At 72.5% G+C, this 26,427-nt stretch carries 29 protein-coding genes; 14 read left to right on the plus strand and 15 right to left on the minus strand.

Going from position 1 to position 26,427, the window contains the following annotated elements:
* The 6 genes from OIE67_RS29645 to OIE67_RS29670 all read right to left on the minus strand — a co-directional run bounded on the left by OIE67_RS29645 (position 1) and on the right by OIE67_RS29670 (position 5,806).
* Complete coding sequence (locus tag OIE67_RS29645; RefSeq protein WP_326626576.1) at positions 1 to 981, minus strand: ABC transporter substrate-binding protein; 981 nt, start codon at positions 979 to 981, stop codon at positions 1 to 3.
* Between the two features lie 199 nt (positions 982 to 1,180).
* Positions 1,181 to 2,035: a Gfo/Idh/MocA family protein gene (locus OIE67_RS29650; RefSeq protein WP_326626579.1), complete on the minus strand. Its 855-nt coding sequence runs from the start codon at positions 2,033 to 2,035 to the stop codon at positions 1,181 to 1,183.
* 72 nt (positions 2,036 to 2,107) lie between these two features.
* Positions 2,108 to 2,911 (minus strand): SDR family NAD(P)-dependent oxidoreductase, encoded by an 804-nt coding sequence (locus OIE67_RS29655; protein ID WP_326626581.1) that lies wholly within the window; start codon positions 2,909 to 2,911, stop codon positions 2,108 to 2,110.
* Complete coding sequence (locus tag OIE67_RS29660) at positions 2,908 to 4,101, minus strand: cytochrome P450 (protein WP_326626583.1); 1,194 nt, start codon at positions 4,099 to 4,101, stop codon at positions 2,908 to 2,910. Before OIE67_RS29660 ends, OIE67_RS29655 begins: the two co-directional genes overlap by 4 nt.
* Positions 4,098 to 5,054: a phosphotriesterase family protein gene (locus tag OIE67_RS29665; protein WP_326626585.1), complete on the minus strand. Its 957-nt coding sequence runs from the start codon at positions 5,052 to 5,054 to the stop codon at positions 4,098 to 4,100. Before OIE67_RS29665 ends, OIE67_RS29660 begins: the two co-directional genes overlap by 4 nt.
* Positions 5,039 to 5,806, minus strand: coding sequence for a phytanoyl-CoA dioxygenase family protein (locus OIE67_RS29670; RefSeq protein ID WP_326626587.1), 768 nt, complete (start codon positions 5,804 to 5,806; stop codon positions 5,039 to 5,041). Before OIE67_RS29670 ends, OIE67_RS29665 begins: the two co-directional genes overlap by 16 nt.
* Before the next feature lie 310 nt (positions 5,807 to 6,116).
* Here OIE67_RS29670 and OIE67_RS29675 point away from each other — a divergent pair, with 310 nt between their 5' ends.
* Positions 6,117 to 7,025, plus strand: a complete 909-nt coding sequence (locus OIE67_RS29675) for a TIGR03621 family F420-dependent LLM class oxidoreductase (protein WP_326626589.1) — start codon at positions 6,117 to 6,119, stop codon at positions 7,023 to 7,025.
* A 37-nt stretch (positions 7,026 to 7,062) separates the two neighbouring features.
* Positions 7,063 to 7,644: a histidine phosphatase family protein gene (locus tag OIE67_RS29680; protein ID WP_106242411.1), complete on the plus strand. Its 582-nt coding sequence runs from the start codon at positions 7,063 to 7,065 to the stop codon at positions 7,642 to 7,644.
* Between the two features lie 51 nt (positions 7,645 to 7,695).
* Here OIE67_RS29680 and OIE67_RS29685 read toward each other — a convergent pair whose 3' ends face one another.
* The 6 genes from OIE67_RS29685 to OIE67_RS29710 form a co-directional block, all read right to left on the minus strand.
* A complete protein-coding gene (locus tag OIE67_RS29685; RefSeq protein WP_181307656.1) occupies positions 7,696 to 7,959 on the minus strand; it encodes a sigma factor in 264 nt (87 codons plus the stop codon).
* Positions 7,956 to 8,843 (minus strand): maleylpyruvate isomerase mycothiol-dependent enzyme family protein, encoded by an 888-nt coding sequence (locus OIE67_RS29690; RefSeq protein WP_326626593.1) that lies wholly within the window; start codon positions 8,841 to 8,843, stop codon positions 7,956 to 7,958. The genes OIE67_RS29685 and OIE67_RS29690 overlap by 4 nt, the downstream gene beginning before the upstream one ends.
* Before the next feature lie 20 nt (positions 8,844 to 8,863).
* Complete coding sequence (locus tag OIE67_RS29695; RefSeq protein WP_326626595.1) at positions 8,864 to 9,622, minus strand: hypothetical protein; 759 nt, start codon at positions 9,620 to 9,622, stop codon at positions 8,864 to 8,866.
* A gap of 43 nt (positions 9,623 to 9,665) precedes the next feature.
* Entirely contained in the window at positions 9,666 to 9,923 is a 258-nt protein-coding gene (locus OIE67_RS29700) for a hypothetical protein (RefSeq protein WP_106242400.1), read from the minus strand.
* A gap of 87 nt (positions 9,924 to 10,010) precedes the next feature.
* Positions 10,011 to 10,247 carry a DUF397 domain-containing protein gene (locus tag OIE67_RS29705; RefSeq protein ID WP_043632079.1) on the minus strand — a complete coding sequence of 79 codons (237 nt, stop codon included), beginning with the start codon at positions 10,245 to 10,247 and terminating at the stop codon, positions 10,011 to 10,013.
* Complete coding sequence (locus tag OIE67_RS29710) at positions 10,248 to 11,069, minus strand: helix-turn-helix domain-containing protein (protein ID WP_219911970.1); 822 nt, start codon at positions 11,067 to 11,069, stop codon at positions 10,248 to 10,250.
* Positions 11,070 to 11,300: 231 nt separating this feature from the next.
* Here OIE67_RS29710 and OIE67_RS29715 point away from each other — a divergent pair, with 231 nt between their 5' ends.
* Together OIE67_RS29715 and OIE67_RS29720 are read left to right on the plus strand one after the other, a co-directional pair.
* Positions 11,301 to 11,798 carry an ATP-binding protein gene (locus OIE67_RS29715; RefSeq protein WP_326626609.1) on the plus strand — a complete coding sequence of 166 codons (498 nt, stop codon included), beginning with the start codon at positions 11,301 to 11,303 and terminating at the stop codon, positions 11,796 to 11,798.
* A 78-nt stretch (positions 11,799 to 11,876) separates the two neighbouring features.
* Complete coding sequence (locus OIE67_RS29720; protein WP_326626611.1) at positions 11,877 to 14,297, plus strand: helicase-associated domain-containing protein; 2,421 nt, start codon at positions 11,877 to 11,879, stop codon at positions 14,295 to 14,297.
* Between the two features lie 8 nt (positions 14,298 to 14,305).
* Here the strand turns inward: OIE67_RS29720 and OIE67_RS29725 are convergent, their stop codons facing one another.
* Positions 14,306 to 15,313: an ABC transporter substrate-binding protein gene (locus OIE67_RS29725; RefSeq protein ID WP_326626613.1), complete on the minus strand. Its 1,008-nt coding sequence runs from the start codon at positions 15,311 to 15,313 to the stop codon at positions 14,306 to 14,308.
* A 124-nt stretch (positions 15,314 to 15,437) separates the two neighbouring features.
* Between OIE67_RS29725 and OIE67_RS29730 the strand changes: the two genes are divergently transcribed.
* From OIE67_RS29730 to OIE67_RS29745, 4 genes are all read left to right on the plus strand, one after another.
* Positions 15,438 to 16,475, plus strand: coding sequence for a FecCD family ABC transporter permease (locus OIE67_RS29730; protein ID WP_326626615.1), 1,038 nt, complete (start codon positions 15,438 to 15,440; stop codon positions 16,473 to 16,475).
* A gap of 49 nt (positions 16,476 to 16,524) precedes the next feature.
* Complete coding sequence (locus OIE67_RS29735; RefSeq protein WP_326626617.1) at positions 16,525 to 17,532, plus strand: FecCD family ABC transporter permease; 1,008 nt, start codon at positions 16,525 to 16,527, stop codon at positions 17,530 to 17,532.
* Complete coding sequence (locus OIE67_RS29740; RefSeq protein ID WP_326626618.1) at positions 17,532 to 18,332, plus strand: ABC transporter ATP-binding protein; 801 nt, start codon at positions 17,532 to 17,534, stop codon at positions 18,330 to 18,332. The genes OIE67_RS29735 and OIE67_RS29740 overlap by 1 nt, the downstream gene beginning before the upstream one ends.
* 129 nt (positions 18,333 to 18,461) lie before the next feature.
* Positions 18,462 to 19,754, plus strand: coding sequence for an FAD-dependent oxidoreductase (locus tag OIE67_RS29745; protein ID WP_326626620.1), 1,293 nt, complete (start codon positions 18,462 to 18,464; stop codon positions 19,752 to 19,754).
* Here the strand turns inward: OIE67_RS29745 and OIE67_RS29750 are convergent.
* Positions 19,705 to 20,961 carry an ArgE/DapE family deacylase gene (locus OIE67_RS29750; protein WP_326626622.1) on the minus strand — a complete coding sequence of 419 codons (1,257 nt, stop codon included), beginning with the start codon at positions 20,959 to 20,961 and terminating at the stop codon, positions 19,705 to 19,707. The genes OIE67_RS29745 and OIE67_RS29750 overlap by 50 nt on opposite strands.
* 79 nt (positions 20,962 to 21,040) lie before the next feature.
* Between OIE67_RS29750 and OIE67_RS29755 the strand changes: the two genes are divergently transcribed.
* Both OIE67_RS29755 and OIE67_RS29760 read left to right on the plus strand, forming a co-directional pair.
* The gene (locus tag OIE67_RS29755) at positions 21,041 to 21,964 is read left to right on the plus strand and encodes an endonuclease/exonuclease/phosphatase family protein (protein WP_326626624.1); all 924 of its coding nucleotides are present in this window, start codon (positions 21,041 to 21,043) and stop codon (positions 21,962 to 21,964) included.
* Between the two features lie 139 nt (positions 21,965 to 22,103).
* Positions 22,104 to 22,424 (plus strand): GroES family chaperonin, encoded by a 321-nt coding sequence (locus tag OIE67_RS29760; protein ID WP_106242790.1) that lies wholly within the window; start codon positions 22,104 to 22,106, stop codon positions 22,422 to 22,424.
* A gap of 12 nt (positions 22,425 to 22,436) precedes the next feature.
* Here the strand turns inward: OIE67_RS29760 and OIE67_RS29765 are convergent, their stop codons facing one another.
* Positions 22,437 to 22,892 (minus strand): TIGR02611 family protein, encoded by a 456-nt coding sequence (locus tag OIE67_RS29765; protein WP_326626626.1) that lies wholly within the window; start codon positions 22,890 to 22,892, stop codon positions 22,437 to 22,439.
* 148 nt (positions 22,893 to 23,040) lie between these two features.
* Between OIE67_RS29765 and OIE67_RS29770 the strand changes: the two genes are divergently transcribed.
* The 4 genes from OIE67_RS29770 (at position 23,041) to OIE67_RS29785 (ending at position 26,405) form a co-directional block, all read left to right on the plus strand.
* A complete protein-coding gene (locus tag OIE67_RS29770) occupies positions 23,041 to 23,952 on the plus strand; it encodes a phosphotriesterase family protein (RefSeq protein ID WP_326626627.1) in 912 nt (303 codons plus the stop codon).
* 55 nt (positions 23,953 to 24,007) lie between these two features.
* Positions 24,008 to 24,397: a PPOX class F420-dependent oxidoreductase gene (locus OIE67_RS29775; RefSeq protein WP_326626629.1), complete on the plus strand. Its 390-nt coding sequence runs from the start codon at positions 24,008 to 24,010 to the stop codon at positions 24,395 to 24,397.
* A 305-nt stretch (positions 24,398 to 24,702) separates the two neighbouring features.
* Positions 24,703 to 25,677, plus strand: a complete 975-nt coding sequence (locus OIE67_RS29780) for a sensor histidine kinase (RefSeq protein WP_326645514.1) — start codon at positions 24,703 to 24,705, stop codon at positions 25,675 to 25,677.
* Complete coding sequence (locus OIE67_RS29785; protein WP_407674758.1) at positions 25,674 to 26,405, plus strand: response regulator; 732 nt, start codon at positions 25,674 to 25,676, stop codon at positions 26,403 to 26,405. The genes OIE67_RS29780 and OIE67_RS29785 overlap by 4 nt, the downstream gene beginning before the upstream one ends.
* Positions 26,406 to 26,427: the final 22 nt, after the last annotated feature.

The following is a 26,427-nucleotide window of genomic DNA, read 5'->3' on the forward strand; positions in this document are numbered from 1 at the left end:
TCAGTTCGCGCCCGCCTTGGCCGCGGCGGTCACGGACGCGCCGATGGACTCGGCGAGTTCGACCACGCGCGGGCCCCACCGGGAGGCGAGGTCGTCGTCGAGCTGGACGACCCGGTCGTTCTTGATCGCGGACAGGTTCTTCCAGCCCGGCCGGGCGGCCAGCGTCTCCTTGCTCTGCTGACAGCACTTGACGTCGGCCAGGAAGATCAGGTCGGGGTCGGCCTGGGCCACGAACTCGGCCGACAGCTTGGGGTAGCCGCCGGCCGCGTCGGGCGCCTTGTCGGCGATGTTGGTCAGGCCGAACATGGCGTAGACCTGGCCGATGAAGGTCTTGGACGTGACGGCGTAGGGGGTCTGGTCGAGTTCGTGGTAGTAGGTGAGCTTGCTGTCCTTGGGGGCCTCGGCGGCCAGCTTGTCCAGGGCGGTCTTCATGCCGGAGACGACCTCGCCGGCCTTGGCCTCGTTGCCGGTGGCGGCGCCGAGCTCGGTGATCTCCTCGTACGCCTCGTCCAGGTTCGTCGCGGCCGGCTGGTGCAGGACGGGCACGTTCAGCTTGCCCAGCTCGGCGACGACCTTGTCGAGGTCGTCGGAGACGACGACCAGGTCGGGCTTCTGGGCGACGATGGCCTCGACGTTCGGCTTGAAGCCGGACAGGGCGGTCTTGGGCGCCTCGGGCGGGTAGTTCGACCGGTCGTCCACCGCGACGACCTGGGGGCCGGCGCCGATGGCGAAGAGCGTCTCGGTGTGGGTGGCCGACAGCGAGACGATCCGCTTCGGCTTCTCGGCGATGGTGACCTTGCCGTTGGCCGCCTCGACGGTGACGGGGAAACCGGCGGCGGCCGCGCCGGAGGTGGGGGCGGTGCTGGAGGGGGCGGCGGGGGGCGCGGACGGGGAGGCTGTGGTGCCGCCGGTCTGGCCACAACCGGCCAGGACGAGCGTTCCCAGCAGCGCGCCCGCGAAGGCCGTGCGTACGGGCCTCACGAGTGGTCCTTTCACACTGTTCGGAACCGAGAGACCCGCGATGAGCGACGGATCACCCTTTTCCACGAGGGTTGATGACGTCAGCGCGGAGGCAGGCGACCTGGCTATGACAGTTGCGGGACAGCGCCGGACTCGCACCGGACTTCGCTGCGCTCTGCGCGTCGGACGTACGCTATCAATCCTCCTGAAGCCGCCCGCGTCAAGGGGTGAGTTGGGCCTCCGCCTCGGCGATGATCCGCTGGAGGCGCAGCCCGTGGGCGGCGTCGAGGGGGTGGCCGCCCTGGCGTACGGTCCTGGCGAACTCCTCGGCGACCGTCTCCAGGGGGTCCTCCTCGAAGTGCGGCAGGACGGCGCTGCCGGTGCGGCCGTAGACGGCGATGGTCTGCGGGGGCGCCTCGCCGGGCGTGGTCATGCACAGCGACACCTCGCTGACGGCCCCGCCCTCGTGTTCGAGCAGCAGGCCGGTCCAGCCGAGCGAGCGGCCGTGCGCGCGCACGCCGGTGACACGGCCGAGCGCGGCGTCCAGCACATCGATCACGTGCGGGCCGACGTCGAGCAGCGCGCCGCGCTCCAGCCGCCAGGGGGTGGCGAAGGGGTGGTCGCCGAGGAGGGTGCCGGAGATGTTCACGGCGTGGCCGCCGAACGGCTCGATCTCGGCGCAGCGGGCCAGGAAGTCGCGGGTCTGGGCGGCGTAGCGCAGCGTGAGCACCATCTGGGAGGGCACGCCCGTCTCGGCGATGACGTCGGCCAGGCGGCGGGCGTTGCCGAGGGAGTCGGCCAGCGGCTTCTCCAGCAGCAGGGCCTTGCCCGCGCGGGCGGCGCGGGCGGCGTACTCGGCCTGGACGGCGGGCGGGACGCAGAAGGCCACGGCCTCGCAGTGCTCGAACAGCTCCTCGATCCTGGTGAACACGGGCGCGCCGAGCTCGGCGGCGCTCTCGGGGCGCCTGGCCCACACCCCGGCCAGCCGCGTGTGCGGCCCCTTGGCCAGCATCGGCCCGTGTGCCATCCGTGCCCACGGCCCCGCTCCGACCAGCCCGACCGCCACCGGCTCCATACGTCCTCCTAGATCAGCTCAAAGCCACCATAGGGGACGTTCCAGGCAGAAGGTGTCAGCGGCGTCGACGGGTCATTGACGATCCCGCCACTGCTGGACGGCGTGCTGCGGGCGGTGCGCGAGGGTGCCCGAGTCGAGCACGAGGGTCTGGCCGGTGAGGCAGCGGGACTCCGCGCAGGCCAGGAAGGACACCAGGCCGGCCACGTCCTCGACCGTGCAGGCCCACGGCAGCAGGCGCTCGGCCGCCTTGTCGGCGAGCTGGGCGGGCGTCATCACGCGCCGGGCCGCCTCGGTGAGGACCAGGGCCGGGGCCACCGCGTTGCAGCGGATGCCGCGCGAGCCGTACATCGTGGCCACGTAGCGGGTGAAGCCGATCAGGGCCGCCTTCGAGGCGCCGTACGCGGCGTGCGCGACGTCCCCCACCAGCGCCGACACCGACGAGGTCAGCACGATGGCGCTGCCTTCGCCCATGGCGGGCACCGTGTGCTTGACCATGAGCATGGCCCCGCGCAGGTTGACCTCCATGGTGCGGTCCCAGACGGCCGTGTCGAGGTCCTCCAGGGCGCCGTCGCGGCCGTACACGTCGGGGTCGAGCGCGGCGGCGTTGGCGTGCAGCACGTCCAGCCGCCCGAACGAGGCCACCAGCGTCGCGACGGCCTCCTCCACCTGCTTCTCGTCGGAGACGTCGCAGGTCAGCGCCATCGCGGTGCCGCCGTGGGCGCGGATGCCGGCGGCGCAGGCGCGGGCGGCGGCCGAGCGCAGGTCGAGCACCCCGACGCAGGCCCCCTCGGCGGCCAGGCGGGCCGCGCAGGCCGCGCCGATGCCGGACCCGGCGCCGGTCACGAGCGCCACGCGCCCGTCGAAGCGCCCGCTCACCACTCCACCGCCAGCGACGACAGGCCGCGGCCGACGATGGACCTGCGGTAGGCGACGGCCTGGCCGGGCACCAGCCGCAGACGGGGCAGACGGTGGCCGAGCACCTCCAGCGCGGTGCGCAGTTGCAGCCGGGCGAGCGCGGCACCGACGCAGAAGTGGATGCCGTAGCCGAAGACCAGGTGCTCGGCCGCGTTCGGCCGGTCGATCACGAACCGGTCGGGATCGGGGAAGACGCTCTCGTCGTGGCCGGCCGAGTCGGTGGACAGCAGCACCAGGGCGCCGGCCGGGATGCTCACGCCGTGCAGGTCGATCTTGCGCGCCGCGTACCGGAACGAGCCCAGCGACGCGCCGTCGATGCGCATGCACTCCTCGGAGGCGTTCGCGAGCAGCGCGCCCGGCACCGGCCAGACCTCCTCCCGCAGCAGCCGCAGCACGGTGTTGCCGAGCTGGTTCGGGACGGTGTCGTTGCCGCCGAGCAGGATCGTGGAGATCAGCTCCACCACCTCGCGGTGGGTCAGCTCCGCGCCGATGAGCGCGGTCATCAGCGAGGTGAAGTCGTCGCGCGGGTCCTTGGCGCGGGCGGCGACCAGCCGGTCCACGTAGTCGAGGTAGTCCAGGAAGCTGCCGGCCAGCTCCAGCTGCCGCTCCGGCGGCTGGGGCGACAGGAACAGCTGGAACCAGTCCTTGACGTGCGCCTGGACGAACGCCTCGTCCGCCTCCGGCACCCCGATGAAGCGGGCGGTCAGTTTGATCGACGGCTCGTGGCCGAGCTCGGTGACGAAGTCCGCCTGCCCGCGCGGCGCCACCCGGTCGAGCAGGTCCTCGTTGAGCCGGCGGAAGCGCTGCTCCAGGGCGGCGACCGCGCGCGGCGTGAACGCCCTGGACACCGACCGGCGCAGCCGGGTGTGGTCCGGCGGGTCCACGTTGGCCACGAAGCTGGACAGGAACGAGCCGTGCTCGCCCAGCTTCTCCCGCGTCTCGCGGGTCAGGCTGCGCGAGATCGTCAGCGAGCCCGTGGAGGAGAAGCTCGCCGGATCGCCGTACGCGGCCCGCACGTCGGCGTGGCGGGTCAGCACGTACGCGCCGAGGTGCTCGCTCTTGAACACCGGCGACCCGGCGCGCAGCCGCCGCAGGAAGTCGTAGGGGGCGGCGACGTGCCAGTCCGACGTGACGTCGAAGTCCTCGATCATGCGAAGATCCTCCGCGGGTTGCCGACCAGCATCTGGTGGATCTGGTCGTCCGTGACGCCCCGCCGGCGCAGCTCGGGCAGCACGTCGCGGGAGACGTGCAGCAGGTGGTAGCGGGGATGCCGGCGCCGGACCACGTCGGCGTCGAAGCGGTCGTTGAAGCAGTAGGAGTCGTGGCCGAGCACCATCCGGCCGGCGTGACCGCGCGCGCACATCTCCGCCACGATCGCCACCCGGTCCTCGAACGGGCTGATCGTCTCGATGCCGAACCGGTCCATGCCCAGGTACGAGCCGCGCGCGACCAGCTCCTCCAGGTAGGCCATGTCGGTCGAGTCGCCGGCGTGCCCGATGACCACCCGGGTCAGGTCCACGCCCAGCGACTCCAGCAGGTCCTGCTGCTCCAGGCCGCCCTTGGAGGCGCTGTGGGAGTGGGTGGTGATCGGCGCGCCGGTCTCCAGGTGGGCCTCGGCGACCGCCCTGAACACCCGTTCGCAGCCCTTGGTCATGCCCAGGTGGTCGGAGGCGCACTTGAGCATGGCCGCCTTGACGCCGGTGCGCCCGATGCCCTCGGTGAGGTCGCGGACGAAGAACTCGGCCAGCCGATCCGGCCCGCCGAACAACGATCCCGGGCCCCGGTTGCCGAAGTAGGGCGGCAGCGCGTCGTAGGTGTAGAGGCCGGTGGCGGCCACGATGTTCACCTCGGTCAGCTCGGACACGCGCTGGACCGCGGGGACGTAACGCCCGAGCCCGACCACGGTGAGGTCCACGATCGTGTCCACGCCCTCGGCCTTGAGCGCGTCGAGCTTGCCCGCCGCCTCGCGGGCCCGCCGTTCCAGGTCCCAGCCCTCGGGGAGGTCCGGCCAGTTCCACAGGATCTCGGGGCTCAGCCCGAAGACGTGCTCGTGCATGAGCGTCGCGCCGAGCCCGGCGACCGGGCCTCTCACGGTTTCGGGCACGGGAACCTCTCGTGCTCGAACGGCTGGTTCACCCGCAGCCCGAGCCCGTCGGTCTGCCGGTAGGGCAGGCCCGTGTAGAGGGCGTCGGCGTCGAAGTAGGTGACGGTGAACGACAGGCGCGGGCGGTCACGGCGGTTGGCGGGGGCGCCGTGCACGGTCAGCGCGTGGTGCACGGTCGCGTCGCCGGCCTTGAGGTCGAGCGGCGGCGACAGCTCCAGCTCCTTGAGCCAGGGGTGCTGGCTGAGCTGGTCGTCGCCGGGCCGGGTGAAGCTGCGGCCGAGCAGGCCGTGACGGTGGGAGCCGCTGTAGAAGCGCAGCGACCCCATGTCGGCCGGCACGTCGGCCAGGGCGAGCCAGACGGTCAGCATGGCCGAGCGGTCCATCGGCATCCAGGGGAAGTCCTGGTGGAACTCGGTCGCGCCGTGCTCCCCCGCCTCCTTGACCAGCAGGTTCGTCACCTGGACGCGGACGGCGCGCACGCCGCGCAGCAGCCGGACGGCGGTGCGGCCCATCCCCGGGCTGAGGGTCAGCGCGCCGAACAGCTCGTCGCCGGCCGCGATGTCCCTGGACTGCCCGAACGCCTGGTCGACCAGCGTCTCGTGGCTCCTGGACCGGGCATCGAGCTGGCGCAGGGCCCGCTCGCGGAGCTCCGCGGCCAGGTCCGGCTCGATCAGCCGGCCGAGCCTGACCCATCCGTGCTCATGGAAGAACGCCGCCTCGTCGTCGCTCGCCTGGCGCACGGGGATCTCCATGGGGCCAGTCTGCACCTAAAGCAAGCGCTTGGTAAGACGCGTGGCGATGATTGTGGTCCGGCCGGCTCGTCGCCGACGTGCTCGGACAGCCGCCCCCACCACCGCGCCAGAGCTTTGCGGCACAGCAGGACGAGCAGCACGAGCACGACGAACCAGACCGGGTGCTGGAAGAACCTGACGAGCTCGTCGAGCGAGGGCGGCTTCATGGGCGCTCCACCGGGGCGGTCCCCGAATTCCAACGGCGTTCCCCCGCCCCGGCCCCGCGACTAGGATACCAAGCAAGCATTTGGTCCAGCGAAGGGGCGCGCCGATGCGGCGGTTCAGGTTCGGGGCGGTCGTACGGGACGCGGCGTCGGCGAAGGAGTGGGCGGACAAGGCCAGGCGGCTGGAGGACACCGGGTTCGACGTGCTGCTCGCCCCCGACCACCTGATGGGGCCGAGGTTCGCCCCCATCGCCGCCCTGACCGCCGCCGCCTGCGCCACTACCCGGCTGCGGGTCGGCACGCTGGTGTTCGCCAACGACTTCCGCCATCCGGCCGTGCTGGCCAAGGAGGCGGCCACGCTCGACGTGCTGTCCGGCGGGCGGCTGGAGGTCGGCATCGGCACCGGGTGGATGGCGGGCGACTACGCCGGGGCCGGGCTGGAGCTGGCCCCGCCGGGCGTCAGGATCGAGCGGCTGCGGGAGGCGCTGGCCGTGCTCAGAGGACTCTGGGGCGAGGGCCCGTTCGACTTCGCGGGGCGGCACTACCGGATCTCCGGCCTCGACCAGCGGCCCAAGCCCGTGCAGCGGCCGGGCCCGCCGCTGGTGATCGGCGCGGGCGGGGCCAGGATGGTGCGGCTGGCGGCCGAGGAGGCGGACGTGGTGAACATCGGCACGCGGGTGCTGCCGGACGGGAGCGGGCCCGACGCGGCGGACGGCGGGCGGCCCGCGCTGCTGGCCAAGCTCGCCGCCGTACGGGAGGCGGCGGGCGACCGGTACGCGCGGCTGGAGCTGGGCACGAGCGTCATGCAGGCGGGCGAGCGGAAGCCGGAGGAGGCGTGGAGCGCGGCCGACAGCTCCGTCCTGGACGGGACGCCCCAGGTGCTCCTGGGCACCCGTCACGACATAGCCGACAAACTCCGCTACTGGCGGGATGAGCACGATATTTCGTATTTCGTGGTGCATCATGAGCGCGACCTGGCCGCGTTCGAGCCCGTCGTCGAGGAGCTGGCCACCTGACGCGACCACGCGAGCGGCCGTGCCCGATGATGGGACCATGAACGAGATGCTGCTGCTCCGGCACGGTGAGACCGAGTGGAGCAAGGCGGGCAGGCACACGGGCCGTACCGACCTGCCTTTGACGGAGCACGGCGAGGAGCAGGCCAGGGCGCTGGCGCCGCTGGTGAAGGAGCCGTTCGGCCTGGTGCTGGTCTCCCCCGCCCAGCGGGCCAGGCGCACGGCGGAGCTGGCCGGCCTGAGCGGTTACGAGGTGGACCCCGACCTGTGGGAGTGGGACTACGGCGGCTACGAGGGCATCACCACGCCCGACATCCGCGCGGACCGGCCCGGCTGGTACCTGTGGCGCGACGGCGTGATCCCCGGCGACGCCGATCATCCGGGCGAGAGCGCCGCGCAGGTGGCCGCGCGCGCCGACCGGGTGATCGCGCGGGCGCGGGAGGCCGACGGCCGGGTGGCGGTGGTGGCGCACGGCCACTTCCTGCGCGTGCTTGCCGCCCGCTGGCTGGGCCTGGCGCCCGAGGAGGGCAGGCTGCTCAAGCTCGACACCGGCACGTACTCGCGGCTCGGCTTCGAACACGCCGAACCCGTCCTCACCACCTGGAACGCCCCGGTCGGCTGAGCCGCCGACCGGGCCCGCGACCGACCGGAACGGGCGGGCCGAGCGGGCGCGTCAGCCGACCTTCGCGCGCAGGGCCGACTCGTGCAGGGCCCGGCTCACCAGCCAGCCGCGCAGCGACCCCAGGCCGGGATCGTAGGTCTGCGGGCTCTCCCAGAGCGCGACGAACACGTTCTGGGTGATCTCCTCCGCGGTCGCCTGGCTGCCGGTGACCTTGGCCGCCACGCCGAACACGTACGAGCCGTGCAGGTCGTAGGCCTCGGCCAGGGCGTCGAGGTCGCCGGCCGTCAGCCGTGCGCACAGGTCCATGTCGCTCATCGGTCGCATCCCAGCGTGGCGGCGGCGCGGATCAGGTCACGGGCGAGGGAGGGATCGCCCTCGGCGGCGTACGGGAACGAGCCCGGCGGCCACCGGTCGGCCAGCAGGCGGCAGAAACCGACCGCGTCCGCCGAGATGAGCACGGCGACGTGGTCGGAGGCGGGCGAGAGCGGGATCGTCCAGGTGCCGCCGCCCGGGCCGGTGAGCACGATGGTGGCGGAGACGTCACGGCGCGGGCCCCTCATCGCGCGCGGCAGCAGCGCGAGCCCGAACTCGGCGATCATGTGCACGTGCTCGGGACGCGGCGCGGCGCGGGAGCGGTCGGTGGCGGCCCTGATGTCGTCGGCGTGCGTCCAGGTCTCGAACGTGCGCTGGATCATGGCCTGGCGCAGCGGCGCGCGGGCCGGGCGGGCGCCGGCCAGCGAGACCTCCACGCCCATGAGCACCTCGCTGCTGGCGGAGACCCGTTCCAGCAGGGATCCGGCCTGCTCGCGCCAGCGCCGGTGCGGGGGCGCGCCCGCGTCGCGGCCCGGCAGGCCCATGAACGCCGCCACGGTCGCGTCGTTGGCGGTCAGGTGCTCGACCAGCCCCCTGACGGTGCCGTGCCGGGCGATCGGGGCCTCCCACTGCGGCGCGCTCAGCTCCGCGAGCAGTTCGTCCATGACGGCGACCTGCTCGGCGTAGGGGGTGGCCACGCCGGCCACGCCCACCGCGGCGGGGCTGCGGCGGCGCCGCGCCATGGACAGCACGGCCGCGCGCAACGCGGGCGGCGGCGGGACGGCCGTGCCGGGCTGGTCGAGCAGGGCGACGGCGGCACCGCAGTCGGGGCACGAGGCGACGTGATCGTCCGGTCGCTGCCCGTTGTAGAGGTATGAGTCTGACATGACCACCTCCGCGGCCGACGCTAGGCCGGCGGTCCTCCCGGAGCCAGGCGGCAACCGGGGAAGGGTGCCAGAAGCGTCTCACGCCAGCGGCCTTCCAGATAGTCGCGAGCCCGTTTTCCCCAGTCCAGCAGCCGGGAATCGGGCGCCACCTCGTCGTCGAGGCCGAGCGCGGCGTCCCTGGCGCGCTGGGTGGCCAGGTGGTCGTCCAGGGAGACGGCCCACAGGGTGACCACCTCGGTGTCGCAGAAGAGCACCTCGTACAGGCCGGCGAGGGTGTGGCCGTGCTCGGCGAGGACGGGCGCGCGCTCGGTGCGTACGGCGTGCAGGTAGTCGAGGGCGGCGCCGGGGCGTACCCGGGCGCTCTCGAAGAGGTAGAGCTCGGCGGCGGGAGCCGCGGACAGCGGCGGGCAGCCGGGTGCGGCGCCGAGCGGCCGGGAGAAGGCGGAGAAGCGCAGGTCGTCGATGTCGGACAGGAACAGGCGCTCGTCCACGCCCTGGTAGATCTCCATCATCTGCCGCCAGCCGCCGTCCCAGCCGCCGTGGCAGTCCCAGAGGGTGACGGCCTTGAACTGCGGATGGCCGGTGATGCCGACCGCGTAGAAGGCGCCGACGAGGTCGATCTCGCGGGACCTGATGGACATGCCGGAGGTGAGCGACGGCGCGGTGCGCGTCTCGTCCTCCCGCTTGTAGCGGGTCAGCCAGGTGAGGTACTCCAGGGGACGCCTGGAGTTCATCGGCCGGAAGTCGACCTCCTCGATCAGGTGGATCGCGCGCCGCACCACGCCTCCTCTACCAAGCGGTTGCTTGGCCCGAGGATAGCGATCAGGCGGGCGTCTGGGAAGGTTGCGGTCCCCGGCCGGTCAGCCACTCCAGCACCCTGCGGTGCCCGGAGGCGGCGTCCTCGAAGTGGCCCCAGTGCCAGTAGCGGGGCTGGTCACGCAGGCCGGTCACCCAGGTCCGGTAGGAGACGGTCGCCCCCGCGGTGGCCGGCGCCACGCCGTAGGTGCGGATCACGACCTTGCCGCCCGGCGCGAACAGCACGTCGTCGGCGATCGGATACAGGGTCATCTGGTCGAGCATGACCTGATCCTGACCGCAGGAGGAGGCCGGGCGGTTACGCCTCCGGCGCGCCGCCGTTAAGCGGGCGCGCCGGAGGTTACAACGCTGTTAAACGAGAAGGCCGTCGAACTCTCCGTCCTTCACCCCGAGCACCAGGGCCCGGATCTCGTCGCGGGTATAGATGAGGGCGGGGCCGTCGGGGAAGCGCGAGTTGCGCACCGCGATGCCGCCGTCGGGCAGCTCCGCGAGTTCCACGCAGTTGCCCTGCGAGTTGCTGTAGCGACTCTTGCGCCAGGCGACCTGGGTCAGGTCCGCCGCGGGCATGCCGTTGTAGGTCTGGTTCATCTACATCTTTCTGAGAAGACCGCCGATGAGCTCGACGGTGCCCCCTGGCGTGGTGCTCTCCACGCACAGCTGCTCCATGGCCGTGAGGTACGGGTCGATGTCCTCACGCTTGTCCAGGTACAGGGCACCCCAGAGCTGCTCGACATAGACAACGTCCGACAAGTCGGACTCGGGAAACCGCAAGATGCTGAACGCGCCCCCTTCGGCGGCATGTTTGCCGAACCTGAAGGGCATCACCTGGAGGGTGATGTTGGGAAGGGCGGCGACTTCAAGCAGATGCTGGAGCTGCTCGGCCATGACTTCCCGCCCGCCGATGGTCCGCTTGAGCGCCGCCTCGTCGATGACGGCCCACAGACGGGGGCCGTCCTTCTGGGTGAAGCGCTCCTGGCGCTGCATGCGCATGTGCACGCGCCGCTCGATTCTCTCCGGACTCGCATCGGGATTGCCCAGCTGGAAGACCGACCGCGCGTACGAGGCCGTCTGCAGCAGGCCGGGCACGAACTGCACCTCGTAGGTGCGAATCACGCTCGCGGCCTCCTCCAGGCCGATGTACGTGGTGAACCACGACGGCAGTTCGGCGGAGTATTTGTGCCACCACCCAGGGGTGTTGGCCTCGCGCACCATCTCCAGCAGAGCACGGCGTTCGGCATCGTCGACGACGCCGTACAGGGTGAGAAGGTCTTCTACGTCACGTGTCTTGAACCCGACGCGGCCGAGCTCCATCCGGCTGATCTTGGACTCGGACGCCCGGATGTGGAATCCGGCCTGTGCCCGGTCGAGCCCGCTGGCCTCGCGGAGACGCCTGAGGCTCGCCCCCAGCATGATGCGCCTTACGGTCGAACCGGAACCGGGCGGATCAATCGACACGTGCTGCTCCTTGGTCGTTTCCTTGCGACACAGTCTGTCACTTCACGGCCGAAAGATCATGGGCCGCGGACAAGATCCCCTTTCCCCCATATTGACCATTTGAGGGCAACCGTAGCGCGTGCACGAGTTGTCTGCACGTGCATTCGCTCTTGCACCTGCACGAGAGTTTGGCGCAGAATGATCTACGTGCATCAAATCTCCGCGCACGGCCAGTGGACCACGTTCGATTGGTGGCCCCCGATCGGCTGGTGGCCGGAGGCCGCCGGCGATCTGCTGGTGCCCGGACCCTCCGCGAGCGCCACGTTCGTGCTCCCGCCCACCGCCTCCTCGGTCCATGCGGCCCGGAGCTTCACCGCCGGCGCCCTGACGGGCTGGGGCCTCGGCGCGGAGCTGGCCGACAACCTCGAACTGGTGGTCTCCGAGCTCGCCACCAACGCGCTGCGTCACGGCCTGTGCCTCGACGACCCGCGCCGCGAGCGCACGGTCCACATGTCACTCGTCCGCCGCGGGCCGCTCATCACCTGCGCCTTCACCGATCCAGGCTCCTCGGTGCCGGTGCTGCGCTACCCTGGGCCTCTCGACACCGGCGGCCTCGGACTCCACATCGTCGAATCACTCAGCCTCCGCTGGGGCTGGTCCGCACTCGCGCCTCACGGAAAGATCGTCTGGGCAGTCCTCTCCTGACCGGGGGTGATCTGCATTACCGTGGATGGTCATGGCTCACGGTGAGTCCGGCGCGCGACCCCATGAGAGTGCTGACAGATGGAAGATCACCTGCTCGGCTGGCTGCGACAACTAGACGAAGACCGGCTTGGCCGCATCCTGGCGAACAGGCCCGACGCCATCGCCGCGCCCTGGCCCAGGCGGCTCGACACCCTGGCCCAGCGGCTCGGCAACGGCTTCGCCGTGATGGAGACCCTGCGCGGGCTGCCGCTGCCCTGCCTGCAGCTCGCCGAGGCCGCGCTGGCCATGACGCGGCCCACCCTGGAGACGCTGGCGCGCTTCGTCGACGCGCGCCCCGAGGACGTCGCCCCCTGGCTGGAGCACCTCTACGACCACGCCCTGGCCTGGCCGGGCGACGACGGGGTGATCCACCTCGCCGAGGGCGTCACCCGCTACTGGTCCGCGCCCCTGAGCCTGGGCGAGCCGCTCGATCACTACCTCAACTCCTGGTCCATCAGCAACGACGCGCTGCACGCGCTCGCCCGCGCGCTCGGCCTGCCCGCCCACGGCAACAAGCGCCGCATGATCGCCCGCGTCATCGACACGCTCGGTGACCACGGCCGGATCAAGGCGCTGATGGGCAACGCGCCCGAGGGCACCGTGGCGCTGCTCGACCGGTTCGCCTGGGAGGGGCCCGCGCTCGACGTCGACGGCGGCCGGTTCGTCGTGCCCGGCACGCCCGAGAAGTGGTGCGCCGACCACGGCCTGCTCTTCCGGCCGAGCTGGCACGTCGCGGAGATCCCCCGCGAGGTGGCGATCTGCCTGCGCGGCCCCGCCTACCACCCGCCCTACCGTCCTGAGGCGCCCGAGGTGGCCACCATCCCGGTCGATCCCGAAGAGGTCGACCACCTGATGACGCTGGCCGCGCCGCACGTGGTCGAGCGGTGCGCCGCCCTGCTCGACAACACCTCCAAGACGCCGCTGCCGCTGCTCAAGACCGGCGGCGTGGGCGTGCGCGAGGTCCGCAGGGTGGCCAAGGAGACCGGCTGCGACGAGGACGAGACCCGGCTGCTGCTCGAAGTGTGCACGGTGGCCAGACTGCTGGCCTGGGACGAGCCGTCCGGCGGCATGATCCCCACCGAGCGCTTCGACCGGTGGCGGCTCGACGAGGGCTCGGCCCGGCTGCGGGTGCTGCTCGCGGCCTGGTGGCGAATGGAACGATCTTCTCTGCGCAGGATCGACGGCAAGTACGGCACCGTGCTCGGCGACGACCCGGCCGGCGGCGCGCTCGCCCGCATCCGCAGAGCGGTGCTGTCGGTGCTGGCCCACCTGCCCGCCGGCACGGCCTTCGCCGACCGCGACAGCCTCATGAGCAGCGTCCACTGGCACGCGCCGCTGATCGACGTGCCGCTGCTGCGCGAGTGCGCGCCCGCGGTGCTCGACGAGGCCAGGCTGCTCGGCCTGCTGGCCAACAACGCGCTCACCGACCTCGGCCGCGCGCTGGCCGGCCTGGGCGCGAAGGCCGGCGACGAGAACGACGACGCCGTCCCCGTGGTCGAGCACGATCCGGTCCTGGCCGAGGCCGCCACCCGGGCGCTGGCCAGCGTACGCAGGAGCGCCCTGTTCGGGCCCGACCTGACCGCGGTGGTCACCGGGCCGCCGTCGGCGGAGCTGGCGGCGCTGCTCGACCGGACCGCCGAGCGCGAGTCGAGGGGCGCGGCCTCGGTGTGGCGCTTCACCACCGAGAGCGTGCGGCGGGCGCTCGACCGTGGTTACGAGGCCGACGACCTGCTCGACGAGCTGGCCACGGTCGGCACCATCCCGCAGCCGCTCGAATACCTGGTCCGCGACACCGCCCGCAGGCACGGCGAGGTCACGGTCAGCACGGTCGGCTGCGTCGTGCAGGCCCCCGACCCGGCGTTGCTGGCCGAGATCGCCGCGCACCGGCGGCTCGGGCGGCTCGGCCTGCGCCTGCTGGCGCCCACGGTGCTGGTCAGCGGGGCGCCGGCCGATCGCACCCTGGCGGCGCTGCGCGAGGTCGGCTACTCCCCCGTGCCCGTCTCCGACACCGGCGAGATCACCATCCACCGGGTCAGGTCGGAGGAGCCGGCCAACGGCAAGCTCATCCTGCTGCCCGGCGGGCAGGTGGCCGAGCTGGCGGAGTTCCCCGGCCTGGCCGAGCTGGAGGCGCCCGCGTACATGCTCGCCGAGCCGGCGCCCGACCCCTACGAGCACGCCCGCCGCCTCGTCGCCGCCGGCCGGAGCGAGGAGGCCAAGAACGGGCGCACCTGGGCCATCATCGGCCGGATGGCGACCAGGCTGCCGACGGCGCAGCAGTCGCTGCTCGGGTTCGTGGTCGACCGGGGCGTCCGCGCGGGCATCACGCTCACCGACGGGCTGACCGCCACGATCAGTCACGGCGAGCTCAAGGGCGCCGCGCTGGACGCGTGGTGCGAGGAGGCGGGCGACTACCTGGAGTTCCCCCTCGCCGAGATCGTCGAGGTGCGCGGCGCCTACTGACCCGGGGGTTACGTGAGCGGCTTCGCCTTCTTCAGGTTCGCGACCAGGCCCTCCAGGAAGGCCGCGTAGCCCAGGTAGCTGTAGGGCGCCTCGGCGTTCCACGGGTAGAGCTGGCCCGCCTCGACCGCGGGGAGCTCGGCGAAGGTGGGCTTCTTCATCATCTCCTCGGGCTTGAGCGCCTGCGTACGGGTGTCGTACAGGATCACGTCGGCCTCGTAGGTGTCGGCGTTCTCCCAGCTGAGCGTCTGGAAGAAGCCGCCCTCGTCCACCTTGGCCGGCGTGACCACGTTCAGGCCGGCGTCCTTGAGGTGCACGATGTCCGGGTACTCCGGCGGGTTGACGATCCAGAACGCGTCCGCGCCGCCCGACACCATGAGGATCTTGAGGTTGCCGAACGCGGCGAGCTCCTTGGTGGCCGCCTCCATGCGGGCCTTGGCCTCCGGCACCCCCCGCATGTCCGCGCCGAGGGACTTGGCCAGCGCCTCGTAGGTGCCGATCACCTCGGTGGCGCTCTTGCCGGTCAGCATGACTCCGACGCTGGGGGCGACCTGCTCGATGGTCTCCTTGGACTTCTCGGGCACGTACCAGAGGGTGTCCTTGACGTACATGCTGCTGACCAGGAGGTCGGGCTGGAGGCCGATGTACTGCTCGACGTTGAACTCGTCCCAGACGTTGCCGAGGCCGGTGACCTTGGTGATGTCGACGTTGCCGACCTGCGGGTCCTTGCTGCCGTCCTTGAGCTTGTGCGGGCCGAAGACGGCGATGGGGCGCACGCCGAAGTCCCAGAGGGCGGCGGCCGAGCCGACCTGGGCCACGATCCTGCCGGGGACCTTGGGCTGCTCCAGCTTCTTGCCGCGGTCGTCGGTGAAGGTCCAGCTCCGCGCGGCCGGGGACGCGCCGCCCGCCGGATCCGCCGTCCCGGCGCCGCCGTCGCCGCACGCCGCGAGTGTCAGGGCCACCGCGAGGCCTGCCGCGCCCGACAGGAAGCCCCGGCGAGCCAGTACCGGTCCTGACATGTGGATCTCCTTGGTTAGGGTTGCCTTGTCATCCGCCCATTAGATTAGCCTTGCCTAAGTTTGACCTGCGACGAGAGGGGGTCGGGTGCGCCCGGCTGAGGACACGGCCGCTGTGAGCGCTTCCGTGAGTGCTTCCGGGGCGGGCGGTGAGCGAACGGCGAAGGGCCGGCCTCCTGCGCTGGTGGCCGGCCTGCTCGTCACGCTCGCCGTGCTCGTCCTGGTCGCCCTGGCCAGTGTGGCGCTGGGCGCGCGGTCGGTGTCGTTCGGCACCGTCATCGACGCCTTCGTGGCCCCCGACGGCTCCAGCGACCACACGGTCATCCGCGAGCTGCGGGTCCCGCGCACGCTGCTCGGCCTGGGCGTGGGCGCCACGCTGGGCCTGGCCGGGGCGCTCATGCAGAGCCTGACCCGCAACCCGCTGGCCGACCCGGGGCTGCTCGGCATCAACGAGGGCGCGGCGCTGGGCGTCACGCTGGCGCTCGGCCTGTTCGGGCTCAGCGACCCGGCCGTCTACGTGTGGTTCGCCTTCGGCGGCGCCGCGCTGGCCTCGGCCGCCGTGTACGCGCTGGCCTCCTCGGGCCGCTCGGGTTCGAGTCCGGTACGCCTGGCGCTGGCCGGGGTCGCCTTCGGCATGGTGTGCACGGCGGTCGCCTCGGCCATCCTGCGCATGGATCCGCAGACCTTCGATCGGATGCGGTTCTGGCTGACCGGCTCGCTGGCCGGGCAGACGGCGGACACGCTGGTGCGGCTGGCGCCGTTCATGATCGCGGGGCTGGTGCTGGGCCTGCTGCTGGCCAGGCCGCTCAACCTGCTGGCGCTCGGCGACGACGCGGGCAAGGCGCTGGGCGTGGCGGTGAACCGGACCAGGATCCTCACCGGCGTGGCCGTCACGCTGCTGTGCGGCGCGGCCACCGCCGCGGCCGGGCCGCTGTGGTTCGTCGGGCTGATCGTGCCGCACGCCGTGCGCGCCGTGGTGGGGCCCGACCAGCGGTGGGTGCTGCCGTACTCGGCGCTGGCCGCGCCGGTGCTGCTGCTGGGGGCCGACGTGGCAGGGCGGCTCATCGCCCGGCCGGGAGAGGTGCAGGTGGGGATCGTGTGGGCGGTGATCGGCGCGCCGATCTTCATCATGCTGGCCAGGCGGAAGCGGGTGGCGGCGCTGTGAACGACCGTGTCGGCTCCCGGCTCGTACGGCCGAGGGGGGTGGCGGGGCTGTGAACGTCCGCGTCGGCCCCTGGTCCGTACGGCTGGCGCCCCGCGCCCTGTTCGTCACCGCGCTGCTCGTCGTGGCCGGTTTCTGCGTCACCGTGGCGGCGCTGTCCACCGGCGAGTTCACCGTGCCCGTCCCCGACATCCTCGACGCGCTCTTCGGCCAGGGCACCCCGGTCGCCGAGCTGATCGTCGGCAAGCTGCGCGCCCCGCGCGTGGTGACGGGCCTGCTGGTCGGGGCCGCGTTCGGGATCAGCGGCGCCATCTTCCAGAGCCTGACCAGGAACCCGCTGGGCAGCCCCGACTTCATCGGCTTCACCGCCGGGGCCTCCACCGGCGGCATCGTCGCCGTGGTCTCGGGCGGCTCGGCCGCGATGATCGCGGGCGGCGCGCTGACGGGCTGCGTGGTCACGGCGGTGCTGGTGTACGCGCTGGCCTACCGGGGCGGTGTGCAGGGCTACCGGCTGGTCCTGGTCGGCATCGGGGCGAACGCGCTGCTGGTGGCGCTCAACTCGTACCTGCTGACCAGGGCCAACATCAACGACGCCGCCACTGCGGGAGCCTGGCTCACCGGCAGCCTCAGCGGGCGCGGCTGGGACCACGCGCTCCCGGTCGCGCTGGCGCTGCTGGTGCTGCTGCCGGTGTGCGCGTACGTCTCCCGGCCGATGCGCATGATCGAGATGGGCGACGACGCGGCCAGGGCCATGGGCATCAGGGTCGAGATCGTCCGTGGGGCGGCGCTGACGGCCGGCGTGCTGCTGTCCGGGGTGGCCACGGCCGCCGCCGGGCCCGTCGTCTTCGTCGCCCTGGCCGCGCCGCAGCTCGCCCGGCGGCTCACCCGCTCGCCGGGGGTGACCATGGGGGCCTCCGCGCTCATGGGCGCCGTGCTGCTGACCGGCGCCGACCTGGCCGCCCAGCGGCTGCTCGCCCCCACCCAGCTGCCCGTCGGCGTGCTGACCGCCGCGATCGGCGGCACGTACCTCGTCCTGCTCCTGCGAAAGGACCGCCACTGATGGCCACCTCCGCGCGCCTGTCCGGCACCGGGCTCACCCTCGCCTACGACCAGCGGATCGTGGCCGCCGGCCTGGACGTGACGATCCCCGACGAGTCCTTCACCGTGATCATCGGGCCGAACGCCTGCGGCAAGTCCACGCTGCTGCGGGCGCTGGCCAGGATGCTGAAGCCGAGGACGGGCGCGGTGCACCTGGACGGCAGCGTGATCACGTCGCTGCCGTCGAAGGAGGTGGCGCGGCGGCTCGGGCTGCTGCCGCAGAGCTCGCTCGTGCCCGACGGCATCACGGTGGCCGACCTGGTGGCCAGGGGCCGTTACCCGCACCAGCGGCTGATGCGGCAGTGGTCCAGGGCCGACGAGACGGCGGTGGCGCAGGCCATGCGCGCCACCGACGTGACCGACCTTGCGAACCGGATCGTGGACGAGCTCTCCGGCGGGCAGCGGCAGCGGGTGTGGCTGGCCATGGCGCTGGCGCAGGAGACGCCGATCCTGCTCCTGGACGAGCCGACCACGTTCCTCGACATCTCCCACCAGATCGAGGTGCTCGACCTCTGCGCGGACCTGCACGAGGAGGGGCGGACGATGGTGGCGGTGCTGCACGACCTGAACCAGGCGTGCCGGTACGCCACACACCTGATCGTGATGCGCGACGGGCGCATCGTGGCCGAGGGCGAGCCGGCGGAGATCGTCACGCCCGACCTGGTGCGCCAGGTGTTCGACCTGCGCTGCGAGATCATCCCGGACCCGCAGTCGGGCACCCCGCTCATCGTCCCCGAGGCCCGCCGCCGCGTACCGGCCTGACACCCCCGGCGCGGGCGGCGGCGCTGTGCCGAGCGTTTCCTCTGGAACGCGGCAAAAGACGTGGAACGGTGAGCCGTCCGCGGGAGACCCTCTGCGCGACAACGCAGAGAACTCTCCCAAGGGGATCACATGGACCACGCCGTCGTCATCGGCGCCAGCATGTCGGGATTACTGTCCGCGGCGGCACTGCACCGGCGCTTCGCCCGGGTCACGGTGCTCGACCGCGACACCCTGCCGGACGCGGACGCGCACCGCAAGGGCGTCGGGCAGAGCCGCCACGCGCACGGCCTGCTCGCCAGGGGCAGGGAGGTCATGGAAGAACTGCTGCCCGGCATCACCGCCGAGCTCGTCGCCCGGGGCGCGCTGCACGGCGACATGCAGGAACGGGCCCGCCACGTGCACGCCGGGTTCCGGCTGGCCAGGGGCACCTGCGGCCTGGCCGGGCTGCTGGTCGGCCGGCCGCTGCTGGAGGGCCAGGTCCGCCGCAGGACGAGCGCGCTGCCGGGGGTGCGGGTGCTGTCCGAGCGGGCCGTCACCGGCCTGCTGACCGAGCAGGGCCGGGTCACGGGGGTGCGGCTGGCCGACGGGGAGGCGATCCCGGCCGACCTCGTCATGGACGCCTCCGGCCGGGGCTCGCGCACGCCGTCCTGGCTGGGCGAGCTGGGCTACGAGCCGCCGCGCGAGGAGCGGGTGGAGATCGACGTACGGTACGCGACGTGGGAGTTCCTGCGCCGCCCCGACCACCTCGGCGGCGACCAGGTCGTGATCATCGGGCCCACGCCGGAGACGCCGCGCGCGGGTGTGGCGCTGGCCCTGGAGGACGACCGGTGGATCGTCACCCTGGTCGGGTACGGGGAGGGCGCGCCGCTCGACCTGCCCGGCTTCGCCGCCTACGCCGCCACCCTGACCGTCCCGGACATGCACGAGCTGATCACGACGGCCGAGCCGATCGGGCCGCCCCGCGCGTACCGTACGCCGACCGCCGTCAGGCGCCGCTACGAGCGGCTGTCCCGCTTCCCCGAGGGCCTGCTGGTCACCGGCGACGCCGTCTGCGCCTTCAACCCCCTGTACGGCCAGGGCATGACGGTCGCCGCCATGGAGGCGGGCGCGCTGCTCGACCCGGACCTGAGCTCGCGCCCGTTCTTCCGGCGGATCGCCGGGATCGTGGACACGCCCTGGGAGATCACCGTCGGCGGAGACCTGCGGCTGCCCGGCGTCCAGGGCGACCTGACGCCGAAGATGCGGCTCGTGCACGCCTACCTCGACCGCTTCCACGCCGCCGCCGCGCACGACCCCGAGCTGACCCGGCGCTTCCTGCGGGTGACGAACCTCTACGATCCGCCACCCGCGCTGATGAGCCCCGCCGCGCTGCTCAGAGTGCTGCGCAGCGGCGGACAGCGAGCAGTGCCAGTGCCCGCGTGACCTCGTGCAGCTCCTTCAGCCGCACCTGCTCCCTGGGCGCGTGCGCGAACCGCACGTCGCCGGGGCCGTAGTGCAGGGTGGGGATGCCGCCCGCCGCGTACAGGCGCAGATCGCTCCCGTACGGCGCCGCCGACTCGACCGGCCGCACCCCGGTCGTGTCCGCCACCGCGCTGCTGACCTGGTCGAGCAGCTCGTGCCCCGCGGGCAGCCGGCCGCTGGCGAACTGGCCGCCCGGCCACGTCACCACCGGCGGGTTCTCCCGCAGCCAGGGGTGCGCCACCTCCGCGACGGCCCGCTCGAACGCCGCCCTGGCCGCGGCCGGGTCCTCGTCCAGCCGCACCCCGAGCCGGCCCTCGGCCACCAGCAGGTCCGGCACGGTGCTGGCCCAGTCGCCCGCCCGCACGGTCCCGACCTCGATCGGGTACGGCGTCGCGGTGCCCGCGAAGTGCTCGGGCACGTCCCGGTTCCGCTCGGCCTCCAGGCGCCTGATCGCCTCGAACACCGGCCAGAACACCTCGACGGCGTTGACCCCCTCGTGCCTCGTGGCGCCGTGCGCCGCCCGTCCGGCGATCTCCAGCCGGAACGTCAGCGCGCCCGCGTTCGCCGTGATCACCGCGCCGCTGGTGGGCTCGCTGATCACCGCGGCCTCGGCCGTGTGCCCCCTGGCCAGGGTGGCGAACGCGCCGAGCCCGCCGTCCTCCTCGCTGATCACGCACTGCACGGCCAGCGGCCTGGCCAGCCGGACGCCCGACCTGGCGATGGCCCGGGCCACGGCCAGGTTCGCGACCAGGCCCGCCTTCATGTCGCAGGCGCCCCTGCCGTGCAGCGCGCCGCCCTCGATCCGGGCGGCGAACGGGTCGCTGCCCGCCCACTTGGCCAGGTCACCGGTCGGGACCACGTCCACGTGGCCCTGCAACGCGAGCGCGGGCGGGCCCTCACCGCCCGGGGTGACGGCCGCCACGCCGTACCCCTCGGTCCTGGGCGCCTCCGTACCGGGGAAGCCGGGGCGGGCGGTCAGGCCGGCCAGATCCAGCTTCCAGACGTCGACGTCCATCCCCGCCTCGGTGAGCAGGCGGGCCAGACGGTGCTGCAGATCGGACTCGGCGTCGGTGCCGGTCACGCTGGGGACCCTGACGGTCTCGGCCAGCAGGTTCACGGTCTCGGGTTCGTCTATGGCGTTGAGGACCCGGGCTTCCACGTCGTGCATGGGGCACACCTTCTCACTTCCGCGGGACCTCGATGAACCTTTATCGGCGTTCGTGGCGATACAGGGCGTGCGGACATGGATGAGCTGGATCGTGGTGGCGCCCTTCGGCCTCTGGGCCGTGGTCAGATTGAGCGGGTTCGAGCCGGACTTTCCCTGGGTGCCGGTGGTGTCGTACACGCCGTACGCGCTGGGCGCGGCCCTGCTCGGGCTGGTGCTGGCCTGCGTGCTGCGGCGGTGGGCGGCGGGCACGGTCGCGCTCGTGTCGGTGCTGGCCATGACGCCCGTCGTGCTGCCCCGCGCGCTCGCCGACGGCAATCCGGGGGCGAAAGGGCCGGCGCTGCGCGTGCTGGCGGCCAACCTGCTGGTGGGCGGCGCGGACACGGACGAGCTGACGGCCCTGGTGACCAGGCTGAAGCCGGACGTCCTGACGCTGCAGGAGTTCACCCCGGCCGCGATGCGCCGGCTGGAGGCGGCGGGGCTGCGGCGCGCCCTCCCCCACGCCGTCACCCGGCCCGTGAACGGGGTGGGCGGGTCCGCGATCTACGCCCGGCACCCGCTCGACGCCGTCCCGATGATCAAGATCGGCGGGTTCGGGCAGGCCAGGGCCTGGCTGAAGCACTCCGGCGGCACCCGGGTGGAGATCGTCTCCGTGCACCCGTGCGCGCCCAAGCGGACCCGCAGCACGCCGTGCTGGCAGGCCGGCCTGGAGGCGCTGCCGCGCGGCGACGGCAAGCTGCGGGTGCTGGCGGGAGACTTCAACGCCACGCTCGACCACCTGCCGATGCGCGACCTGCTGGCGGCCGGTTACCGGGACGCGGCCGACGTGACGGGACGCGGGCTGCGGGCCACCTGGCCGCAGGGCGACCCGCCGGCGCACCTGCCCGGGGTGACGATCGACCACGTGCTGGCGGACTCGCGGATGGCGGTGCGGGCGTACGAGGTGCTGTCACTCAAACACACCGACCACCGTCCCGTCTTCGCCGAACTCCAGCTCCCGCGCTGACCCTCCGTGCGCTGTCGCCCGGACTCAGGCTCCCGCGCGGCGCCTCCGTGGGCTTTCGCCCCGGGCTCGGGCTCCCGGGCGGCCCCTCCACCTGTCGTCGTGGAGTTCTCCTGCTTGCCCTGCTCTTAGACTTGTGCCCGTGGTAGAGCCCAAGTTCGAGATTCAGATGCTGCACGACCGAGTCATGATCAGGTTGGAGCAGGAAGCCCAGGAGCGGCGCAGCGGCTCCGGGATCGTCATCCCCGCGACGGTCAAGATGGCCAACCGCCTGGCGTGGGGCGAGGTCTGCGGCGTCGGCACGAACGTGCGCTCGGTCAAGGTCGGCGACAAGGTGCTGTTCAACCCGGAGGAGCAGTTCGAGGTCGAGGTGCACGCGAAGGTCTACCTCGTCATGCGCGAACGCGACCTGCACGCCGTCGCCACCCAGGAGACCGACCACGGCACGGGCCTCTACCTCTGACCTGTCCTTCGGCTAGATGAAGCGCGCGGCGATGGCGATGACGTCGATACCGAGCGTCCGCAGCCCGAAGTAGACGATCACGCCCGCGGCGGCGACCGTCACGATGAGCACGAGGATGCGGACGGTCCAGCCCTGCCGCTTGTACCACTCGGTCCAGGCGCGCAGGGTCCGCTTGCCGAACTCCAGCAGCTTGTGCGCCCACTGGAACTCCGTGGCCAGCACCGCCAGCCCGGCGAACACGACCAGCCAGCCGGGCCCGGGGAACGGCACCATGATCAGCCCGCCCGCCACCATGACGGTCCCGATCAGGCCGATCACGATCTTCAGGGTGAGCGCTCCGGTGCGGGTGGAGCGGATGCCGTCCAGCCATCCCGAAAGGCCGGTGCGGCGCTCGGGCATGCTGGAACGATCGGCGGCCTCGTCCTTGATCACGTCGGCGCCGCCGGTTTCTGAGTTCTGAAACGGCACGGTTCCCCCCGGCACTTGGTGTGCTCCCCAGGATACGGCTCCGGCTTCGTGACCACTTGCAGCTGAGTAGCAACGCGTCAAACGCCACAGGAAGTAAAATTTCCTGCCAGCCCCGGCTTTGCCCGGCAAACATCGGTTAATGTCTGTTATGCCCGACGTTCTGCTCCGTACCGTCACCGGTCCTGTACGCGCCGCCGCCATCGAGGGCGCCGTACTCTCCCATGAGCACCTGCGCACCGACATGCGCTGGGCGGTCGGCATCGACTCCGACCCGCACCGCTGGCTCGACGAGGAGAGCACCGTCACAGCCGAGCTCAGGGAGCTGCGCCAGTCGGATCACGAGCTCGGCCTGGTGGTGGAGCTGACCTGCCTGGGCATGGGCCGCGACGCCGCCGCCCTGGCCAGGATCGCGGCCGGGAGCCGGGTGCCGGTGATCGCCTCGACGGGCCTGTTCGCGGAGCCGTTCACGAACGTGGGCGAACAGGACGTGGACACCCTCACCGGCCTGCTGATGGAGGAGATCGTCAGCGGCGTGGACGGGACCGGCGTGTTCCCCGGCGTCATCGGCGAGGTCGGCTCCTGGGGCGCCGAGCCGACGCCGCGCGAGGAACGCTGCCTGATCGCCGCCGCCCGCGCCGCGCTGCGCACGCGCCTGCCGGTCGCCACGCACGGCAGGAACGCCCCCGCCCTGCTGGAGATCCTGCTCGGCCAGGGCCTGCCCGGGGCGCGGGTGGCCGTCGGCTACGCGGGCGGCGACCTGGGCGCGGCCAGGAAGATCGCCGAGGCGGGCGCGTACGTGAGCCTCGGGTCTCTGGGCCTCGGCCACGAGCAGGTGGCCAGGATCGCGCTCGGGCTCATCGAGGACGGCCACGCCGAGCGTCTTCTGATCAGCACGGGGGTGAACCGGGTGGCGCAGGTCGGCAAGTACGGCGGCCCCGGCTACGCCCACCTCTTCGACACCCTGCTGCCGCGCCTGCGCGAGGCCGGGACCGGCGAGGACGTCCTCCGCCTGATCATCCACAGCAACCCGCTCCGCTGGCTGACCGAGGGCCTCGCCTGATCCGCACGCCTCTCTGCTTGACCTCCACTTAGGTCAAGGTTGCAGACTGATCCGCATGACCTTCACAGCCACAGAACTCGACTATCTCGCCACCCAGCAGCTCGGCCGCCTGGCCACAGTGACGCCCGGCGGTCAGACGCAGAACAACCCGGTGGGCTTCTTCCTGGACGCCGGGAGCGGCACGATCGTCATCGGCGGGCACGCCATGGGGAAGTCGAGGAAGTTCAGGAACGTCCAGCAGGGCAGCACGGTCGCGCTCGTGGTGGACGACCTGGCCTCCGTCGACCCGTGGGTGGCGCGGGGCATCGAGATCCGCGGGACGGCGGTGGCGCTGACGGACGCCGAGCCGCCGGTCCCGTTCTTCTCCCGGGAGATCATCCGCATCACCCCAAGCAAGATCATCTCCTGGGGCCTGGACGGGCCTCGGGAGAGCCGCACGGTGTGAAAGCTCGCTAGGATCGGGACTACACGAGCCTGAGTCGGGGCCGCAGGAGCCTGAGCGGGTGGGGGATGGCGACCGAGGAGACGCGAGAAGACGCGCACCCGCGCCGGCCCCTCACCGTCCGGCTCCGCCTCCGCCGCTCCACCACCCTCCCGGCTCCGCGCCCGCGCCGGTCATCCACCGACTCATCCACGGCCTCGCCCGACGTGAGCTCACACCGATCACCCAACGACCCGTCGGCTCCGCGCCCGCGCCGGTCATCCGCTGCGCTGGGCCTGAGCCGGCTGGGCGACGTTCCGGTCGTGGTGATGCTGGCGTGGGCCGGATGGCTGGCGGTGCCGTGGTCGTTCAGCGGCCTCGCCCAGGCCCGCGCGGCCGCCGCGGCCGCCGCCGCGAACACCGAACCACCCCGCCTCCACGCGACAACCGCCACCACTGACGCCGAGGCACCGCGCCTCCACGCGTCAACCGCCACCATTGATGCCGAGGCACCGCGCCTCCATCCCCCGGCGGCGGCGACCGTGCACCACCGGGTGCTCGCTGAACCGTCACGGGCGGCATGGGGTGTCCCGGCCGTCCACAAATCCCCCTTTGGAACCATTCGCCCGGGGCAGCCCAGCGCCGTCCCGCGCGACGACAACGCGAGGCTGCTCCCGTCCCGGCCGGATGATGCGTCGGCCCAGGTGGACGTGGTGGCGCTGGAGCGGGCCAGGATCGCCGGCGAGGTGCATGACGTGGCCGGACACGGTCTGGCCGCCATCGCCATGCAGGCCGGAATCGCGCTCGTCGTCCTCGACGAGGACCCCGAACAGGCCAGAGCCTCGCTCCAGGCGATCAGACAGACCAGCACGACGGCACTCGCCCAGTTGCGAGCCGCCCTCGACGGCATCGACCCGCCGGACGGCGACCTGACCGCACTCATCGACGGCGTCCGCGCGGCGGGACTCCCCGTGGACGTCGAACCCGCCACCCTCACCGAACCCACCGCCCGTACCGTGCCCGACCACCTCCGGGAGACCGTCTACCGGGTGGTACGCGAGTCGCTCACCAACGTGCTGCGCCACGCCGGCCCGACCAGAGCCCTCGTCCGCGCGACCGGGGACGGGCAGGAGTTCGTACTGGAGGTGGCCGACCGGGGCTCCGGACAGACGGCAGCCGCCGAAGGGCGCGGGCTGGCGGGCATGCGCGCCCGCGTCACCGAAGCGGGCGGCCACCTCACGACCGGCGCCAGGGAAGGCGGCGGCTTCCAGGTCATAGCCAGGTTCCCGCAGGTGAAGACATGACCTACGGCGACGACACCACCCAGCAGACGAGGGAAGGCGCGACCGACACCGGCGACGCCCGGCAGGCGGGTGAGGGTGTGATCAGGGTCGCCGTCGCCGACGATCAGGCGGTCGTGCGGATGGGGCTGCGGGCGCTGCTGGAGCGGGAGCCGGGCATGGAGTACGCCGGGGAGGCCGGCGACGGGCAGGCGGCGCTCACGCTGCTGCGCCGGGCCAGGCCCGACGTCCTGCTGCTCGACATCCGCATGCCGGGCATGGACGGCCTGGCCGCTCTGCGGGCCATCGCCGCCGACCCCGATCTGCGCACCACCAGGGTCGTCGTGGTGACGACGTTCGCCGTGGACGAGTACGTCTTCGCCGCCCTCCAGGCCGGAGCCAGCGGCTTCCTGCTGAAGGACAGCGACCCCGCGGAGCTGGTCAACGCCGTACGCGTGGTGGCCGCCGGCGAGGCGCTGCTGTCGCCGGCGATCACGCGGAAGGTGATCGGCCTGTTCGGCCGGGCCGGCGCGGAGCCGGTCGAAGGGCTGGAGACGCTGACGCCCCGGGAGCGGGAGATGGTGGCGTGGGTGGCCACCGGCCGTTCGAACGACGAGATCGCCGCCGAGCTGACGATCAGCCCCGACACCGTACGCACCCACGTCAGCCGCGCCCAGGTGAAACTGCACGCCAGGGACCGCGCCCAGCTCGTGGTGTTCGCCATCCGAGCCGGCCTCGCCCTCCCCACCTGACCCCCGCCCCCGACACCACTCG

Source organism: Nonomuraea fuscirosea, assembly GCF_035917475.1.
Classification (GTDB): Bacteria; Actinomycetota; Actinomycetes; order Streptosporangiales; family Streptosporangiaceae; genus Nonomuraea; species Nonomuraea fuscirosea.